The sequence below is a fragment of the Brotonthovivens ammoniilytica genome (genome assembly GCF_025566885.1).
Lineage (GTDB): Bacteria > Bacillota > Clostridia > Lachnospirales > Lachnospiraceae > Brotonthovivens > Brotonthovivens ammoniilytica.
Map to the genome: position 1 here is coordinate 556,851 of NZ_JAOQJQ010000002.1, position 19,390 is coordinate 576,240.

Sequence of the window (19,390 nt, forward strand, 5' to 3'; positions counted from 1 at the left end):
CCGGAATACGCAAAGGAAGTGAGAAAATGGGAGAAAAAAATCAAGAAAAAACTCCAAAGACAAGCTGGTTTGGCGGTCTGAAGGCTGAATTTGGTAAAGTAGTTTGGCCGGATAAAAAATCACTTGGCAAACAGACTATAGCGGTTATTATTGTCTGCATTATCCTGGGTATTATAATTGCCGTTCTGGATTTCGGTATTCAGCACGGTGTGGATTTCCTGATTAACTTATAAGGAAAGTGGAGGTGATTGTATGGCAGAGGCAAACTGGTATGTAGTTCATACCTACTCGGGTTACGAGAATAAGGTTAAGGCGAACATTGAAAAGACAATTGAAAACAGACATCTTGAAAACGAAATTCTTGAGGTAAGAGTTCCTATGCAGGATGTGGTTGAATTGAAGAATGGTGCTAAAAAGCAGGTTCAGAAAAAAATGTTTCCGGGTTATGTACTGATCAACATGATTATGAATGATGATACCTGGTACGTAGTCAGAAATACCAGAGGAGTTACCGGATTTGTAGGTCCGGGATCCAAGCCGGTACCGCTCACTGAAGCTGAAATGAGACCATTGGGAATCAAAACAGAAGAAGTTGTGGTTGACTTCACAGAAGGTGACAGTGTTCTTGTGATTGCCGGTGTTTGGAAGGACACCGTTGGAGTAATCCAGACCATGAACCACAGCAAACAGATTCTTACAATTAATGTAGATCTGTTCGGGCGCGAAACCCCGGTTGAAATAGGTTTCGCAGAAGTGAAAAAACTATAAAGGAGGCAATCTAAAATGGCAAAAAAAGTAGAAGGATATATAAAATTGCAGATTCCTGCTGGAAAGGCTACACCAGCTCCTCCAGTTGGACCTGCACTTGGACAGCACGGCGTTAACATTGTAGAATTTACAAAACAGTTCAATGCAAAAACAGCTGACCAGGGAGACTTAATTATCCCTGTAGTTATTACAGTATATTCAGACAGAAGCTTCAGCTTCGTTACAAAAACACCACCAGCTCCAGTACTGATTAAAAAAGCATGCAATATCAAATCTGGTTCAGCTACACCTAATAAAACAAAGGTGGCAACAATTTCCAAAGAAAAAGTAAAAGAAATTGCAGAGCTGAAAATGCCGGATTTAAATGCAGCTTCTCTTGAAGCAGCTATGAGCATGATCGCTGGTACTGCAAGAAGCATGGGTGTAACAGTAGAAGAGTAACTATCGCAGAATAAAAGATCTACCGAATTATATGTAACGTAGTAGTGGGAGGGACCTCTCCCGATATTACCACAGGAGGTATTAATTAATGAAAAGAGGAAAAAAATACGTCGAAGCTGCTAAAAAGATCGACAGAACAGTTCAGTATGATACAGCTGATGCTATCGGCATTGTAAAATCCAATGCTACAGCAAAATTTGACGAGACCATTGAAGCTCACATAAGAACAGGATGTGACGGACGTCATGCAGAGCAGCAGATCCGTGGTGCGGTTGTACTTCCTCACGGAACAGGAAAAACTGTAAAAGTTTTAGTTTTCGCAAAAGGTGTAAAACTTGACGAAGCTCAGGCTGCAGGCGCTGATTATGTAGGCGGTGAAGAGTTACTGCCAAAAATCCAGAATGAAGGCTGGTTAGATTTTGATGTTGTAGTTGCTACACCAGATATGATGGGTGTTGTTGGTCGTTTGGGACGTGTACTTGGACCAAAAGGTTTAATGCCAAACCCAAAAGCTGGTACAGTAACAATGGATGTTACAAAAGCTATCAATGATATCAAAGCTGGTAAAATTGAGTACAGACTGGACAAAACAAACATTATCCATGTGCCAATTGGAAAAGCTTCCTTCACAGAAGAACAATTAGCGGACAACTTCCAGACCCTTATGGATGCCATTATCAAAGCAAGACCAAGTTCTTTGAAAGGTCAGTATTTAAGAAGCGTAACATTAGCTTCTACAATGGGACCTGGTGTAAAATTAAACGTAGCAAAGCTGGTTTAATTTTTAGCTGGTAAACCGTGTCAGAGAATTGGGACGGAATTGATATTGACATCAATATAATACAATGCTATAATAGCAAAGCAATTGCCGAAGACAGCAGGTGCCAAAAGGCATAAACAGTATGTACCTGCCCAGGGAATTTACAAACATGCAGTGTATGTGCTGCATATGTGTAAAGACTATAAACCTCTCTGTCTTCCAACAGAGAGGTTTTTTTCGATATAACATAAATCGAAGATACCCCTTTTGTCTGAGGAAAAAATATTAAAAGGAGGTGCACGATTCGTGGCAAAAGTAGAACTGAAACAACCTATCGTACAGGAAATTGCTGAACACATTGAAGGCGCTCAGTCAGTAGTAGTTGTAGACTACCGTGGACTGACAGTTGCTGAAGATACACAGTTACGTAAAGAGTTAAGAGAAGCTGGAATTACTTATAAAGTATATAAAAATACTTTAATGAACCTTGCATTCAAAGGAACTGACTGCGAAAGCCTTGCTCCGGTACTTGAAGGACCAAGCGCAATCGCTATTTCTAAAACAGATGCAACAGCTCCTGCAAGAATCCTGGCGAAATTTGCTAAAACAGCAGCAGCACTTGAAATCAAAGCTGGTGTTGTGGAAGGAGATTTCTATGATGCAGAAGGAATGAAATCTATTTCTGCAATTCCATCCAGAGAAGAACTGCTTTCCAAATTCCTTGGAAGCATTCAGTCTCCTATTACAAACTTTGCTCGCGTTATCAATCAGATCGCAGAGCAGGGCGGCGAAGCTCCTGCAGAAGCATAAGATTCGCGGCGTAAATAAAAATAATACAAAAATAATCTTAAATTGGAGGTAAATTATAATGGCAAAATTAACAACTGAAGAATTTATTGAAGCTATCAAAGAGTTAACAGTATTAGAATTAAACGATTTAGTAAAAGCATGTGAAGAAGAATTTGGTGTATCTGCAGCAGCAGGTGTTGTAGTAGCAGCAGCAGGCGGAGACGCAGCAGCAGCTGAAGAAAAAACTGAGTTTGATGTAGAACTTACAGAAGTAGGTCCAAACAAAGTTAAAGTTATCAAAGTTGTTCGTGAAGTAACAGGCTTAGGATTAAAAGAAGCTAAAGAAGTAGTAGACGGAGCTCCTAAAGTAGTAAAAGAAGCAGCAGAAAAAGCAGAAGCTGATGATATCAAAGCTAAATTAGAAGCAGAAGGCGCAAAAGTAACCTTAAAATAGTCACGTATTAAATGAGACGTGCAGCGAAATAAAGAAACACCCCCGAGATGGAAAGTTCTTTCTAATCTCGGGGGTGTTTCTTTATTTCGATATAGGGCGAAGCCCGTGCACGAGGAAATCCGAGCAGGATTTTCGAGTGTGAGCACGTCTCAGTGAAACTGGCGAAAGCCAGTAACCGAGAAAATACGAAGTGTTTTTGAGGTTATCCAGGCCCAATGTTAATAAAGGAGAAAAAGCGAAGCCCGTGCACGAGGAAATCCGGGCAGGATTTTCGAGTGTGAGCACATATCGGTAAGAATTGGAAAAAATTCCTTGACTTTGATATTTGGGTATGGTATTATGGTAAATGCACTATTGTGGTGTCATGGGCTTTCTTGCGCCCTTTTTTAAGTAGGCAGTTACGATTTTGCTCAGGGAGTGAAAGGGCTCGGTTTATGTGTGTTCTGCACGGGATGATAGCACAAGATGTTGTTGCCCTATGTTATTATCACACCCTATATTGCTTAATTGTTAAAATTCAAATAAAAACGAGAGGTGAAGCGTCAATGGAGAAAAACAGGATACGTCCGGTAAAAACTGGAAAAAGCTTACGTATGAGTTATTCGAGACAGAAAGAGGTATTGGAAATGCCAAACCTGATTGAAGTTCAGAAAGATTCCTACAAATGGTTTCTTGAAGAAGGGCTTCGTGAGGTGTTTGATGATATCTCCCCGATTGCTGACTACAGCGGTCACTTAAGTCTGGAATTTACTGATTTCACATTATGTGAAGATGATGTTAAGTACACAATTCCAGAATGTAAAGAAAGAGATGCGACATATGCAGCTCCTTTAAAAGTCAGAGTCAGACTCTACAACAAAGAAGCGGATGAAATTAACGAACATGAAATTTTCATGGGTGATTTACCACTGATGACAGAAACCGGAACATTCGTAATTAACGGAGCTGAGCGTGTAATTGTCAGCCAGCTGGTGCGTTCTCCTGGCATTTACTATGGAATTGCACACGATAAAGTAGGTAAAGAATTATATTCCTGTACCGTTATTCCAAACCGTGGAGCATGGCTGGAATATGAGACAGATTCCAATGACGTTTTTTATGTACGTGTTGACCGTACAAGAAAGGTACCAATTACTGTTTTAATCCGTGCTCTTGGTATTGGTACAAATCAGGAAATTATAGATTTATTTGGTGAAGAACCTAAAATTATTGCAAGTTTTGGGAAAGATGTTGCGACAAATTATCAGGAAGGTCTGCTGGAACTCTACAAGAAAATCCGTCCGGGTGAGCCTCTCTCTGTAGAGAGCGCAGAAAGCCTGATTATGGCTATGTTCTTTGACCCGAGACGTTATGATCTGGCGAAAGTCGGAAGATATAAATTTAACAAAAAATTACTGCTGAAAAACCGTATCAGTGGACAGGTTCTGGCTGAAGATGTGGTTGATCCGACAACAGGTGAAATTCTGGCAGAAGCAGGAGCAAAAGTAGACAGAAACCTTGCTGACCGTATCCAGAATGCAGCTGTTCCTTTTGTGTGGATTCAGGCAGAGGAAAGAAATGTAAAAGTGCTCTCCAGCATGATGGTAAATATTGCCGATTATGTGGACGCAGATCCAAAAGAACTGGGCGTTACAGAATTGGTTTATTATCCGGTGCTTGAGCAGATTTTAAATGAAAATGATAATTTAGAAGATATCAAAGAAGCAGTGCGCAAAAATATTGCAGATTTGATTCCAAAACATATTACAAAGGAAGATATTCTGGCATCTATCAATTATAATATGCATCTGGAATATGGTCTGGGCAATGATGACGATATTGATCATCTGGGCAACAGACGTATCCGTGCTGTTGGTGAGCTGCTTCAGAATCAGTATCGTATTGGTTTATCCAGACTGGAGAGAGTCGTTCGTGAGAGAATGACAACACAGGATCTGGAAAATATTACAGCGCAGAATCTCATCAATATTAAACCTGTTACAGCCGCAGTGAAGGAATTTTTTGGTTCTTCCCAGCTGTCTCAGTTTATGGATCAGAATAACCCTCTGGGCGAACTGACACATAAGAGACGTCTGTCTGCACTGGGACCGGGAGGTCTTTCTAGAGACCGTGCGGGATTCGAGGTGCGTGATATCCATTATTCACATTATGGAAGAATGTGTCCGGTAGAAACTCCGGAAGGTCCGAACATCGGTCTGATCAATTCACTGGCTTCTTATGCAAGAATTAACGAATATGGATTTGTGGAAGCGCCATATCGCGTGATTGACAAGTCAGATCCAAAGAATCCGCGTGTTACAGACGAAGTAGTGTATATGACTGCGGATGAAGAGGACAATTTCCATGTGGCACAGGCCAATGAAAAGTTGGATGAGGATGGATATTTTGTACGTAAGTCCGTTTCAGGCCGTTACAGAGAAGAGACTCAGGAATACGACAGAACATTGTTTGACTATATGGATGTATCTCCGAAAATGGTATTTTCTGTGGCTACTGCCCTGATTCCGTTCCTGGAAAATGATGATGCTAACCGTGCGCTGATGGGCGCCAACATGCAGCGTCAGGCGGTTCCGCTTTTAACAACAGAAGCTCCTGTAGTTGGAACCGGTATGGAACCGAAAACAGCTGTTGACTCTGGTGTCTGCGTTGTGGCAAAGCGGGCAGGAACCATTGAACGTTCTATTTCAAACGAGATTACAATTAAATATGACGATGATGGAACAAGAGAAGTTATTAAGCTGACTAAATTCTCCAGAAGCAATCAGTCTAACTGCTACAATCAAAGACCGATTGTATTCAAGGGCGAGCATGTGGAGGCCGGTCAGGTCATCGCAGATGGTCCGTCTACATCCAATGGCGAACTGGCTCTTGGTAAAAATCCTCTCATCGGATTTATGACATGGGAAGGCTATAACTATGAAGATGCTGTATTGTTAAGTGAGAGACTTGTTCAGGATGACGTTTATACTTCTGTGCATATTGAGGAATATGAAGCAGAAGCCCGTGATACAAAGCTGGGGCCCGAAGAAATTACAAGAGATGTTCCGGGTGTCGGTGATGATGCATTAAAAGATCTGGACGAGAGAGGTATTATCCGTATCGGAGCCGAGGTTCGTGCCGGTGATATTCTGGTAGGTAAAGTTACTCCCAAAGGAGAAACAGAACTGACGGCTGAGGAGAGACTGCTGCGGGCAATCTTTGGAGAAAAGGCAAGAGAGGTAAGGGATACTTCCTTAAAAGTACCTCACGGTGAATATGGTATTGTTGTAGATGCAAAAGTATTTACAAGAGAAAATGGCGATGAGTTATCACCGGGAGTAAATCAGGCTGTCCGCATTTATATTGCCCAGAAGAGAAAAATCTCTGTTGGTGATAAAATGGCCGGACGTCACGGTAACAAGGGTGTCGTTTCCCGTGTACTTCCGGTAGAAGATATGCCGTTCCTTCCAAACGGACGTCCTCTGGATATTGTACTGAATCCTTTGGGTGTACCTTCCCGTATGAATATCGGTCAGGTGCTTGAAATTCACTTAAGTCTGGCAGCAAAAGCGCTGGGATTCAATATTGCTACACCGGTATTTGATGGCGCTAATGAAATAGATATTATGGATACTCTGGATCTGGCTAATGATTATGTAAACCTTAGCTGGGATGAGTTCAAAGCAAAACATGGAGCAGAGCTTCTGCCGGAAGTTCTGGATTACTTATATGAAAACAGAGATCACAGAGAGTTATGGAAAGGTGTTCCGCTTTCTAGAGATGGAAAGGTAAGACTGCGGGACGGCCGTACCGGTGAATTTTTTGACAGTCCGGTAACCATTGGCCACATGCACTATCTGAAACTGCACCACCTGGTAGATGATAAGATTCATGCACGTTCTACAGGTCCGTACTCTCTGGTTACACAGCAGCCTCTGGGCGGTAAAGCACAGTTCGGCGGACAGCGTTTCGGAGAAATGGAAGTATGGGCTCTGGAAGCATATGGCGCATCCTATACACTTCAGGAAATCCTGACAGTAAAATCTGATGACGTTGTAGGCCGTGTAAAAACGTATGAGGCGATTATTAAAGGTGACAATATTCCGGAACCGGGAATCCCTGAATCCTTTAAAGTACTTTTAAAAGAGCTTCAGTCTCTGGGTCTGGATGTGATTGTACAGGACGAAGCAGGGGAAGAGGTAAAACTTCTGGAGACAAGCGAATATGGCAATACCGATATTAATGCAATTATAGCAGGAGACCGCAGCTTTAATTATGAAGAGAATGAGTCTTTCGGGGCTATGGGCTTTAGTAAGCAGGAGTTTAATGAAAACGAAGAACTTGTCAGTGTAGATGAGGAAGAAGAGAGCGATCTTGCAGAAGATTTCCAGGAAGAAGTTCTTGACGAAGAAGAATAGAAGGAGGGAGTGTTCTAAATGCCAGAAACAATGAATAAAGAAAGCTACCAGCCGATTGCATTTGACGCGATTCGTATTGGTCTGGCTTCACCGGAAAAAATCAGAGACTGGTCCCGGGGCGAAGTTAAAAAACCGGAAACCATTAACTATAGAACCTTGAAACCAGAAAAAGACGGATTATTCTGCGAGCGTATTTTCGGGCCCAGCAAAGACTGGGAATGCCATTGTGGAAAGTATAAAAAAATCCGTTATAAAGGCGTAGTCTGCGATCGATGCGGTGTTGAAATTACAAAATCAAACGTACGTAGAGAACGTATGGGACATATTGAGCTGGCAGCTCCTGTATCCCATATCTGGTACTTTAAGGGGATCCCAAGCCGTATGGGCTTAATTCTTGATCTGTCTCCCCGTACCCTGGAAAAAGTTCTGTATTTTGCTTCTTATATCGTATTGGATAAAGGAAACTCTGATTTACAGTATAAACAGGTGTTGTCAGAAGCTGAGTATCAGGAAGCAAGAGAAAAATTCGGCAGCGATTTCCGTGTGGGAATGGGAGCCGAAGCAATCATGGAGCTGCTGCGGGCCATTGATCTGGAAAAAGATGCGGCAGAATTAAAAGCAGGCTTAAAAGGAGCAACAGGACAGAAACGTGCAAGAATTATTAAACGTCTGGAAGTTGTAGAAGCATTCCGGGAATCACAGAATAAACCGGAATGGATGATTATGACTGTAATTCCGGTTATTCCTCCGGATCTTCGTCCTATGGTTCAGCTGGACGGCGGACGTTTTGCAACCTCAGATCTCAATGACCTGTACCGGAGAATTATTAACAGAAATAATCGTTTGAGAAGACTTCTGGAACTGGGGGCGCCGGATATTATTGTTCGTAATGAGAAGCGTATGCTCCAGGAAGCAGTAGATGCGCTCATTGATAATGGACGCCGGGGAAGACCTGTTACAGGTCCTGGAAATCGTGCATTAAAATCCCTTTCTGATATGCTGAAAGGTAAGTCAGGACGTTTCCGTCAGAACCTGCTTGGAAAACGAGTTGATTATTCAGGACGTTCCGTTATCGTGGTAGGTCCGGAATTAAAGATTTATCAGTGCGGTCTCCCAAAAGAGATGGCCATAGAATTATTTAAACCATTTGTTATGAAAGAACTGGTGGCAAATGGAACCGCACACAATATTAAAAGTGCGAAAAAAATGGTAGAAAGACTTCAGCCGGAAGTATGGGATGTGCTGGAAGGCGTAATTAAAGAGCATCCGGTTATGTTAAACCGCGCCCCCACACTGCACAGACTGGGTATTCAGGCATTTGAACCGATTCTGGTAGAAGGTAAAGCGATCAAGCTGCATCCGTTAGTATGTACTGCTTATAATGCCGATTTCGACGGTGATCAGATGGCTGTCCATCTTCCGTTATCAGTGGAAGCACAGGCAGAATGCCGGTTTATGCTGCTTTCACCAAACAACTTGTTAAAACCTTCAGACGGTGGTCCGGTAGCTGTTCCTTCTCAGGATATGGTACTTGGTATCTACTATCTGACACAGGAAAGACCAGGCTCTGTAGGAGAAGGCAATTACTTTAAGAATGTAAATGAAGCAATCCTGGCTTATGAAAACAAAGCGCTGACTCTGCACTCCAGAATCCATGTGCGTGTTACAAAGACAATGCCGGATGGAACTGTAATGACAGATACTGTAGAATCCACACTGGGCAGGTTTATCTTTAATGAAATTCTGCCTCAGGATCTGGGATTTGTAGACAGAACAGTTCCCGGAAATGAACTAGTTTTGGAAGTTGATTTCCACGTGGGCAAAAAAGGCTTAAAACAGATTCTTGAAAAAGTTATCAATATTCATGGTGCAACAAAGACTGCCGAAGTACTGGATGATATTAAGGCAATGGGTTATAAATATTCAACCAGAGCAGCTATGACAGTATCTATTTCTGATATGACTGTGCCGGAGAAAAAGCCGGAACTGATTAAATCTGCACAGGATACTGTGGATCTGATTACAAAGAATTACAAACGAGGCCTGATTACAGAAGAAGAGCGTTATAAAGAAGTTATTGAGACCTGGAAAGAAACCGATGATGAGCTGACACATGAGCTGCTTTCAGGACTGGACAAATACAATAATATCTTTATGATGGCTGATTCCGGAGCCCGTGGTTCTGACAAACAGATCAAACAGCTGGCCGGTATGCGTGGTCTGATGGCTGATACAACAGGTAGAACCATTGAGCTGCCAATTAAGTCAAACTTCCGTGAGGGTCTTGACGTTTTGGAATACTTTATGTCTGCTCATGGTGCACGTAAAGGTCTGTCTGATACAGCTCTTCGTACAGCCGATTCCGGTTATCTGACAAGACGTCTGGTAGACGTTTCACAGGAACTTGTAATTCGTGAAACAGATTGCTGTGAAGGTACAGACAGAGAGATTCCTGGTATGTATGTGAAAGCATTCATGGATGGAAAAGAAGAGATTGAAAGTCTTCAGGAAAGAATTACAGGCCGTGTGGCATGTGAAGATATCTGTGATGCTGAAGGCAATATATTAGTAAAAGCAAACCATATGATTACACCAAAACGTGCGGCCCTTGTTATGAGTAAAGGTGTAGATGAAAACGGAGAACCGCTGGATAAAGTGAAAATCCGTACGATTCTTACCTGCCGTTCACACATTGGTATCTGTGCAAAATGTTATGGAGCCAATATGGCTACGGGCCAGGCCGTACAGGTTGGAGAGGCAGTTGGTATTATTGCCGCTCAGTCTATCGGTGAGCCTGGTACACAGCTGACCATGCGTACATTCCATACCGGTGGTGTTGCCGGCGACGATATTACACAGGGTCTTCCCCGTGTGGAAGAGTTATTTGAGGCAAGAAAACCGAAAGGTCTTGCGATTATTACTGAGTTTGCAGGCGTGGCAGCTATTAAGGATACCAAGAAGAAACGCGAAATCATTGTTACAAATCAGGAAACCGGGGAAACAAAGGCATATCTGATCCCGTATGGCTCCAGAATCAAAATTGTGGATGGAGCTGTTCTGGAAGCAGGCGATGAGCTGACAGAAGGTAGCGTAAATCCTCATGATATTCTGAAGATTAAAGGCATTCGTGCTGTACAGGATTATATGATTCAGGAGGTACAGCGTGTATACCGTCTTCAGGGTGTAGAAATCAATGATAAGCACGTTGAAGTAATCGTACGTCAGATGCTTAAGAAAATCCGCATTGAAAATAACGGTGATTCTGAATTCCTTCCGGGAACATTGGTGGATGTTCTTGATTATGAAGACGCAAACGAGAAACTTCTAGAAGAAGGAAAAGAGCCTTCTGAAGGAAAACAGGTTCTGCTTGGTATTACAAAAGCATCACTGGCAACCAACTCCTTTATGTCTGCCGCTTCCTTCCAGGAAACAACAAAAGTACTGACAGATGCAGCAATTAAAGGCAAAGTTGATCCTCTGATTGGATTAAAAGAAAATGTAATTATCGGTAAATTGATTCCGGCCGGAACAGGGCTTAAGAGATATCGGTCTATCACACTGGATTCAGATATCAGTGAAACAGATGATATTATGTTTGAAGAAGAATTTGAGGATTTCAGTGAGATTCCGGAAATGCAGGAAAGCGGAATGTTAGACGAAATTATACTGGAAAATAATTAGTGATGTGAGATAAAATACCCTGACAGTTACGTATCTTAAACAGATGCCGATACACTGTCAGGGTATTTCACTTTTTATATAGAACAGCAGCCGGATTGCCCATAAATCTGGAATACAATTTGTGCAATATGATATTAAGGGGAGATAAGCTTAATTAGTAAGAGCGGTTGTGGAAGAAGAAAATTTCGGAAAGGGGTCTCTTTAGAATTTATAGTATTTATTATAGAAGTAATACACTCATTGTATAAATTCTGTAAAACCTGGAAAAAATCTAGAAAAACATGCTTGACATCCGGGATACACTCGAATATACTGGATTAGTGTGCATGAGAATGCACATTTTTTACAAATAAAGCAGGAGGTGAAAAGAATGCCAACATTTAATCAGTTAGTAAGAAAAGGACGTCAGACAGCTGTAAAAAAATCTACAGCACCAGCTCTTCAGAAAGGTTATAACTCTTTACAGAAAAGACCTACTGATCAGTCTGCTCCACAGAAACGTGGTGTCTGCACAGCAGTAAAAACTGCAACTCCTAAAAAACCTAACTCAGCTCTTAGAAAAATTGCCAGAGTTCGTCTTTCAAACGGAATCGAAGTAACAAGCTACATTCCAGGTGAAGGCCATAACTTACAGGAGCATAGTGTTGTTCTGATCCGTGGCGGCAGGGTAAAAGATTTACCAGGTACAAGATACCACATCATCAGAGGTACACTGGATACAGCAGGCGTTGCTAATAGACGTCAGGCTCGTTCCAAATACGGCGCTAAGAGACCGAAAGCAGGTAAATAATATCTGTTTTTAAAACCAATAGTATCACAAACAGAGCTATGTATGGTTAGTGTTGGAATTCATTGATTCACTTGTTGAGATAAATCGATGTTCCTGCACGAACACATTAGAGAGACACATGTGAGTACCGTTGAATTAATCGAAAAATAAAAATAGGATGATTAAGGAGGGAAGTAACGTGCCACGTAAAGGACATAATCAGAAAAGAGATGTATTAGCAGATCCGTTATACAACAATAAAGTGGTAACAAAGCTTATCAATAACATTATGTTAGACGGTAAGAAAGGTATTGCTCAGAAAATTGTATACGGAGCTTTTGAACGTGTTGCAGCGAAAACTGACAAACCAGCTATCGAAGTATTCGAAGAAGCAATGAACAACGTAATGCCAGTACTTGAGGTAAAGGCAAGACGTATCGGTGGTGCAACATACCAGGTTCCAATCGAAGTAAGACCGGACAGACGTCAGGCTTTAGGACTCCGTTGGTTAACAATGTTCTCCAGAAAAAGAGGAGAAAAAACAATGGAAGAAAGATTGGCAAATGAAATTATGGATGCAGCAAATAACACAGGCGCATCTGTAAAGCGTAAAGAAGATATGCACAAAATGGCAGAAGCAAACAAAGCTTTCGCTCATTACAGATTCTAATAGGAGGAAGTTACCTTGGCTGAAAGAGAATACCCATTGGAGAGAACCAGAAATATTGGTATTATGGCTCATATTGATGCTGGTAAAACTACCACAACAGAGCGTATCCTTTATTATACTGGTGTTAACTATAAAATTGGTGATACTCATGAAGGTACTGCAACTATGGACTGGATGGAGCAGGAACAGGAAAGAGGTATTACCATCACATCAGCTGCCACAACCTGTCACTGGACACTGCAGGAAAACTGCAAGCCAAAACCAGGTGCATTAGAACACCGTATCAATATCATTGATACCCCAGGACACGTTGACTTCACAGTAGAAGTAGAACGTTCCCTTCGTGTATTAGATGGTGCTGTTGGTGTATTCTGTGCTAAGGGCGGTGTTGAACCACAGTCCGAAAATGTATGGCGTCAGGCTGATACCTATAATGTTCCGAGAATGGCATTTATTAACAAAATGGATATTCTTGGTGCAAATTTCTACGGTGCAGTAGATCAGATTAAAACAAGATTAGGTAAAAATGCAATCTGCATTCAGCTTCCAATCGGTAAAGAAGAGGATTTCAAAGGAATTGTTGATCTTTTCGAAATGAAAGCTTATATTTACAATGATGATAAAGGCGATGATATTTCTATCGAGGATATTCCGGAAGATATGAAAGATGATGCAGAGCTGTATCGTACAGAGCTTGTAGAAAAAATCTGTGAGCTTGATGATGATCTGATGATGGAATATTTAGAAGGCGAAGAACCAGATACAGATGCATTAAAGGCAGCTTTAAGAAAAGCTACCTGTGAATGTACAGCAGTTCCTGTATGCTGTGGTACTGCATACAGAAATAAAGGTGTTCAGAAATTATTGGATGCTATTATTGAGTTTATGCCTTCTCCAATTGATATCCCGTCTATCAAAGGTACTGATATGGATGGAAATGAAGTGGAGAGACATTCTTCTGATGACGAACCATTTTCAGCACTGGCATTTAAGATCATGGCTGATCCATTCGTTGGAAAGCTTGCATTCTTCCGTGTATATTCAGGAACAATGAACTCCGGTTCTTATGTACTGAATTCTACAAAGGGAAAGAAAGAACGTGTTGGACGTATTTTACAGATGCATGCAAACAAGAGAGCAGAGCTTGATAAAGTTTACTCCGGTGATATTGCAGCTGCTGTAGGTTTCAAAATGACTGCAACAGGTGATACCATCTGTGATGAGCAGCACCCGGTAATCCTGGAATCCATGGAATTCCCAGAACCGGTTATTGAGCTGGCAATTGAGCCAAAAACAAAAGCAGGACAGGGTAAGATGGGTGAAGCTCTTGCAAAACTTGCAGAAGAAGATCCTACTTTCCGTGCGCATACTAATCATGAAACAGGCCAGACCATTATCGCAGGTATGGGTGAGCTCCATCTGGAAATCATCGTTGACCGTCTGCTTCGTGAATTCAAAGTAGAAGCTAACGTTGGTGCTCCGCAGGTTGCATATAAAGAAACCTTTACAAAACCTGTTGATCAGGAATACAAATATGCAAAACAGTCTGGTGGTCGTGGACAGTACGGTCACTGTAAAGTTAAATTTGAGCCAATGGATGCAAATGCAGAAGAAACCTTCAAATTTGAATCTTCTGTTGTGGGCGGTTCTATTCCAAAAGAATATATCCCTGCCGTTGGCGAAGGTATTGAAGAAGCAGCAAAAGCAGGTATCCTTGCAGGATTCCCAGTTCTTGGTGTAAAAGCAAATGTATACGATGGTTCTTACCACGAAGTCGATTCATCTGAAATGGCATTCCACATTGCCGGTTCTATGGCTTTTAAAGAAGCTATGAAGAAAGCAGATCCAGTACTGCTTGAGCCGATCATGAAAGTGGAAGTTACTATGCCTGAAGAATATATGGGCGATGTAATCGGTGATATTAACTCACGCCGCGGCCGTATTGAAGGTATGGACGATCTTGGCGGTGGTAAAATTGTCAGAGGTTATGTTCCGCTTGCTGAAATGTTTGGTTATTCTACAGACCTGCGTTCAAAAACACAGGGACGTGGTAACTATTCAATGTTCTTTGAGAAATATGAGCCGGTACCGAAGTCTGTACAGGAAAAAATTATTTCAGCAAAAAGCAAATAAATCTTGAAAATTCGGCGTATCTTTAATATAATCGAAATAGCCGAGTAAAGAAGAAAAAATCGAAAAAAGATTGAATAATATGTGCCTTAAAGGCCTATGTTGAAGGAGGAAATTCAAATGGCTAAAGAAAAATTTACAAGAACGAAACCGCATTGTAATATTGGTACAATCGGACACGTAGATCATGGTAAAACAACTTTAACAGCAGCTATCACAAAAGTATTAGCAGCTAGAGTTGAAGGTAACGCAGTAGTAGATTTCGAAAATATCGATAAAGCTCCAGAAGAAAGAGAACGTGGTATCACAATTTCTACAGCTCACGTTGAGTATGAAACAGAAAATCGTCACTATGCACACGTTGACTGCCCAGGACATGCTGACTATGTTAAAAACATGATCACAGGTGCTGCTCAGATGGACGGCGCTATCCTTGTAGTAGCTGCTACAGATGGTGTTATGGCTCAGACAAAAGAGCATATCTTACTTTCCCGTCAGGTAGGTGTACCTTACATTGTTGTATTCATGAACAAATGTGATATGGTAGATGACGAAGAATTACTTGAATTAGTAGAAATGGAAATCACAGAAGTTCTGGAAGAGTATGATTTCACAGACTGCCCAATCATCAAAGGATCTGCTTTAAAAGCTCTGGAAGATCCAAACGGAGAATGGGGAGACAAGATTATGGAATTAATGGCTACAGTAGATTCCTATATTCCAGATCCTCAGCGTGCTACAGATCAGCCATTCCTTATGCCAGTAGAGGACGTATTCACAATTACAGGACGTGGTACAGTTGCTACAGGTAGAGTAGAGCGTGGTGTTATCCATATCAATGACGAAGTTGAAATCGTTGGTATTAAAGAAGATATCCAGAAAACAACAGTTACAGGTATCGAAATGTTCCGTAAACTGTTAGACGAAGGCCAGGCTGGTGATAACATCGGTGCATTACTTCGTGGTATTAAAAGAGAAGACATCGAAAGAGGTCAGGTTCTTATTAAACCAGGTACAGTAACATGCCATACAAAATTCACAGCTCAGGTTTACGTTCTGACAAAAGATGAAGGTGGCCGTCATACTCCATTCTTCAACAACTACCGTCCACAGTTCTACTTCAGAACAACAGACGTAACAGGTGTCTGCAACTTACCAGATGGTGTAGAAATGTGTATGCCTGGTGATAACGTAGAAATGACAATCGAACTGATCCACCCAATCGCTATGGAGCAGGGTCTTACATTCGCTATTCGTGAAGGCGGACGTACAGTAGGTTCAGGCCGTGTTGCTACAATTATCGAGTAATTAAATATTACGTAAAATTAAGGGTTCCCGAAATGGGGAACCCTTTTTTGATACTATTTTGATACTATTAACTGATTTAACTTTTCTGCTACTTCTCCATGTTTATTTGGATATAGATGTCCATATGTGTTATTTACCATTTGGACGGTATCCCCAATTCTTTCCGCTATCAGGTGGGGAGTAAACCCCATATCAATCAACAGTGATACGTGGGAATGCCGTTACGGTATAATAACGACAAACAGAAAAAGCCTTTATTTTCAAGGGGTTTGAGCGTTTGTCGTCTTTTATTCAATTCCTTTTCCAAGTTGAAAATTGACGAAAACTATAAAGAAAAAAGGAGGCTGTTTTATTAACGACAAAATTTAATAGTGCCAGCGGTCCGGCTTTATGTCTGACCGCTGGTTGCCGTGGGCGTTTCACTTTTATAGGTGGACGCCCTTTTTTCATACTCATTTTCGAGAGAAAGGAGATCCACATGGAATTAAACGAAATGGAAAAAAAGCTGCTCTTTCAAGTGGAGGGCGATTATCAGACAAAGATCCTGAATGAACTTTATATGACCGTGCGGTATTCAAATAATTCCGAACAGCGGGAGGCGGCAGAAGGTCTTATGGCAAAACTTCGTGTTCTGTCAAATGCAGAGTGCATGGACTTGGTAAAAGATATTCAGAAGAATTACCGTCTGCCCTATCCAGCCCGGACGATTGGAGAAAAGATCGCCGAGGCCAGACAACAATCAGGGGCAGAAAAATTGAAGGGGCATGACATCATGGCACTTGAACGCTTTGATCCAGAAGTAAAGCACATGATCGTCTTTGATGTATTGTCTTACGATTCCCCTGTTGGCGACAAAGGCGATAAGATGCGCTTGTTCCTTACAGATGCCGGCTATCAGAAATTTTTAGAGAGCCAGGAACGGGGCGAAGTGAAACTGAAAAACCATGCGAAGGTCTCTGACGGTCATCTCCATTATGACCGCAGGGATCATGCCTTGTAACGGAATAGTCGAAGAAAGGAGGCGGTACAATGGCAGTATTCCGTGTAGAGAAAACAAAGGACTTTACGATAATGAGCAATCACCATCTGCGCAATACGGAGTTGTCCTTAAAGGCAAAGGGGCTTTTATCACTTATGTTGTCGCTGCCGGAAGATTGGGATTATACCACAAAGGGACTCGCCCATATCTGCAAGGATGGTGTGGATTCTATCACTACTGCCCTGAAGGAACTGGAGCGGCATGGTTATCTCACCAGACAGCGCCTCCGCTATGATAACGGGCAGTTGGGAGACATTGAATATACGATCCATGAGCAGCCTGTAAGTACCGAAAACACAGGGCTTTCACCTAAACGGGAAAATCCAAGACAGGTAAAACCAGAACAGGCAAAACCTAAACAGGCGGAACCTGAACAGGAAAATCCGGCACAATTAAATACTAATCCATTAAAAACAAAAAAATCAAAAAAAGATAAATCAATAACTTATCCATCAATCTATCCGGCAGAGCCGGAAGCGGCAAACCGCACGGATGGGATGGATCGGATAGAGCTGATAGAAGCCTATCGTGAAATCATCAAAGAAAATATTGAATATGACTTACTGGTCTTACGGTATGGCAGGGAACGTTTGGATGAAGCCCTTGAACTTATGCTTGAAGTGATTTTGTCGAAACGCCCTTACATTCGCATTGCCGGAGATGATTTTCCGAGGGAAATCGTCAAGAGCCGGTTCCTGAAGATCAATTCCGGCCACTTAGAGTATGTCTTTGACTGTATCGACAAGAACACAACGAAGGTCGGAAACATCAAAGCGTATCTGCTGGCGGCGCTGTATAATGCCCCGGCTACAATGGACAGCTATTACCGTGCCGAGGTCAATCACGACCTGTACGGCTGTTAGGCACCTTTGGGTGTCTTTTTTCATTTCATCACAGGAAGGAGGCAAAGCACAATGAAAAGAAACACTGTGCCGGTACTATGCCCGGCGTAACCAAAGAACAGATTCAGGCAGCGCGGGAAGCTGACTTGTTTACTTACCTGCAATTCCATGAACCCGGCGTGCTGAAACAGGATGGACCTAATTTCCGGCATAAGGAGCATGACAGTCTGGTATATGTGACCGGGAAAAGGTACTGGTACTGGAACAGCCGCGGACGGAGTATCAATGCGCTGGACTACCTGATCCAGATTCGGGGATATGGTCTTGTGGATGCGGTTCATGCTCTGGTAGGTGGCGAAATCCCACAGGAACCGGCTTACCGAAGTACGGCAGAAATACAGGTATCAAAAGAGCCGGAAAAGAAAACATTCGCTCTCCCCTGGGCCAGACGTTGCGCGACCGCTGCGGTCTTCTATTTGCAGAAACGGGGGATCAGCTCAGAAGTCATTCGCCAGTGTTTACAAGCCGGGATTTTTTACGAAGCCCGGTATCATGGAGAACCGGTTTGTGTGTTTGTTGGGAAAGATGATTCCGGGAAAGCGAAGTTTGCCTGTATGCGCAGTATCAGCGGCAATCTCAAAAAGGATGTCTATGGCAGCGACAAAGGATATAACTTTTGTTATCCCCCGCAAAGTCCGGGCAGCCGGCATGTGGCAGTCTTTGAAGCTCCTATTGATGCGCTTTCCCATGCGACACTTCAAGAGCTGGAGGGATGGAAATGGAATGGTTATCGCTTGTCTTTGGGCGGTACTTCCCATGTGGCGCTGACTTCTTTCCTGGAACGCCACCCGGAGATACGGCGTGTTACCCTTTATATGGACCACGACCTTGCCGGATTTGTCAATGCCCGGAAAATCAAGACCATGCTTCACGAGGATAAACGTTTCCGTCATATCCGGGTAAGTGTCAACCCTCCCCGGATGGGAAAAGATTACAATGAGAAATTGCTGCTGGTTCGGGAACAACTGCAAACCAGCCAGCACCAACGCCGCCCAAAAGAGGCGGCTGTTTCAATTTAGGGAGGATTTCAACATGAATGGATCTCAACATATCTGCTTTACAGACAGCGCCGGAAAAGCGCTGTTTTCCATTCCCGACAATGGTTTACTCTGCCTGTTCTATGGAAACGGGGACAGGCACTTTGCTGTTTGTCATCGTCTGGATGACACCCATGCAGAAATTGACGGGGTAAATTATTCGATGCCGGACTTTGCCAAAAGGATGAAACACAACCAGATCAGCTTTGCCCCGGCATAAGGCTGGAAAACAAATAACAGGAGGA

16 protein-coding genes and 1 other annotated feature are annotated in these 19,390 nt (G+C 42.4%); all 16 genes read left to right on the top strand.

Features of this window, described 5'->3' with window-relative positions:
- Positions 1-26 precede the first annotated feature (26 nt).
- The 16 genes from secE to OCV88_RS07150 all read left to right on the top strand — a co-directional run bounded on the left by secE (position 27) and on the right by OCV88_RS07150 (position 19,365).
- A complete protein-coding gene (gene secE / locus OCV88_RS07070; protein ID WP_158424835.1) occupies positions 27-233 on the top strand; it encodes a preprotein translocase subunit SecE in 207 nt (68 codons plus the stop codon).
- A gap of 19 nt (positions 234-252) precedes the next feature.
- Complete coding sequence (nusG, locus tag OCV88_RS07075; protein ID WP_158424836.1) at positions 253-768, top strand: transcription termination/antitermination protein NusG; 516 nt, start codon at positions 253-255, stop codon at positions 766-768.
- Positions 769-783: 15 nt separating this feature from the next.
- Positions 784-1,209, top strand: a complete 426-nt coding sequence (gene rplK, locus OCV88_RS07080; RefSeq protein WP_158424837.1) for a 50S ribosomal protein L11 — start codon at positions 784-786, stop codon at positions 1,207-1,209.
- Positions 1,210-1,297: 88 nt separating this feature from the next.
- Positions 1,298-1,990, top strand: a complete 693-nt coding sequence (rplA, locus tag OCV88_RS07085; RefSeq protein ID WP_158424838.1) for a 50S ribosomal protein L1 — start codon at positions 1,298-1,300, stop codon at positions 1,988-1,990.
- Between the two features lie 69 nt (positions 1,991-2,059).
- Positions 2,060-2,215, top strand: a sequence feature (ribosomal protein L10 leader region).
- A 60-nt stretch (positions 2,216-2,275) separates the two neighbouring features.
- Complete coding sequence (rplJ, locus tag OCV88_RS07090) at positions 2,276-2,779, top strand: 50S ribosomal protein L10 (protein WP_158424839.1); 504 nt, start codon at positions 2,276-2,278, stop codon at positions 2,777-2,779.
- A gap of 58 nt (positions 2,780-2,837) precedes the next feature.
- Entirely contained in the window at positions 2,838-3,212 is a 375-nt protein-coding gene (rplL, locus tag OCV88_RS07095) for a 50S ribosomal protein L7/L12 (RefSeq protein ID WP_158424840.1), read from the top strand.
- A gap of 545 nt (positions 3,213-3,757) precedes the next feature.
- Entirely contained in the window at positions 3,758-7,609 is a 3,852-nt protein-coding gene (gene rpoB / locus OCV88_RS07100) for a DNA-directed RNA polymerase subunit beta (protein WP_158424841.1), read from the top strand.
- 18 nt (positions 7,610-7,627) lie between these two features.
- The gene (gene rpoC / locus OCV88_RS07105) at positions 7,628-11,290 is read left to right on the top strand and encodes a DNA-directed RNA polymerase subunit beta' (RefSeq protein ID WP_158424842.1); all 3,663 of its coding nucleotides are present in this window, start codon (positions 7,628-7,630) and stop codon (positions 11,288-11,290) included.
- 370 nt (positions 11,291-11,660) lie between these two features.
- Entirely contained in the window at positions 11,661-12,080 is a 420-nt protein-coding gene (gene rpsL / locus OCV88_RS07110; protein WP_158424843.1) for a 30S ribosomal protein S12, read from the top strand.
- 178 nt (positions 12,081-12,258) lie between these two features.
- Positions 12,259-12,729 (top strand): 30S ribosomal protein S7, encoded by a 471-nt coding sequence (rpsG, locus tag OCV88_RS07115; protein WP_262590900.1) that lies wholly within the window; start codon positions 12,259-12,261, stop codon positions 12,727-12,729.
- Positions 12,730-12,744: 15 nt separating this feature from the next.
- A complete protein-coding gene (gene fusA / locus OCV88_RS07120; protein WP_158424845.1) occupies positions 12,745-14,862 on the top strand; it encodes an elongation factor G in 2,118 nt (705 codons plus the stop codon).
- A 117-nt stretch (positions 14,863-14,979) separates the two neighbouring features.
- Positions 14,980-16,167: an elongation factor Tu gene (gene tuf / locus OCV88_RS07125; protein ID WP_158424846.1), complete on the top strand. Its 1,188-nt coding sequence runs from the start codon at positions 14,980-14,982 to the stop codon at positions 16,165-16,167.
- Positions 16,168-16,645: 478 nt separating this feature from the next.
- The gene (locus OCV88_RS07135) at positions 16,646-17,167 is read left to right on the top strand and encodes a DUF5720 family protein (RefSeq protein WP_005361050.1); all 522 of its coding nucleotides are present in this window, start codon (positions 16,646-16,648) and stop codon (positions 17,165-17,167) included.
- A 29-nt stretch (positions 17,168-17,196) separates the two neighbouring features.
- Positions 17,197-18,069, top strand: coding sequence for a DUF6017 domain-containing protein (locus OCV88_RS07140; RefSeq protein WP_005361053.1), 873 nt, complete (start codon positions 17,197-17,199; stop codon positions 18,067-18,069).
- Positions 18,070-18,146: 77 nt separating this feature from the next.
- Positions 18,147-19,127 (top strand): toprim domain-containing protein, encoded by a 981-nt coding sequence (locus OCV88_RS07145; RefSeq protein ID WP_067536870.1) that lies wholly within the window; start codon positions 18,147-18,149, stop codon positions 19,125-19,127.
- 13 nt (positions 19,128-19,140) lie between these two features.
- Positions 19,141-19,365, top strand: a complete 225-nt coding sequence (locus tag OCV88_RS07150) for a hypothetical protein (protein WP_005361058.1) — start codon at positions 19,141-19,143, stop codon at positions 19,363-19,365.
- The last annotated feature ends 25 nt before the right edge of the window (positions 19,366-19,390 follow it).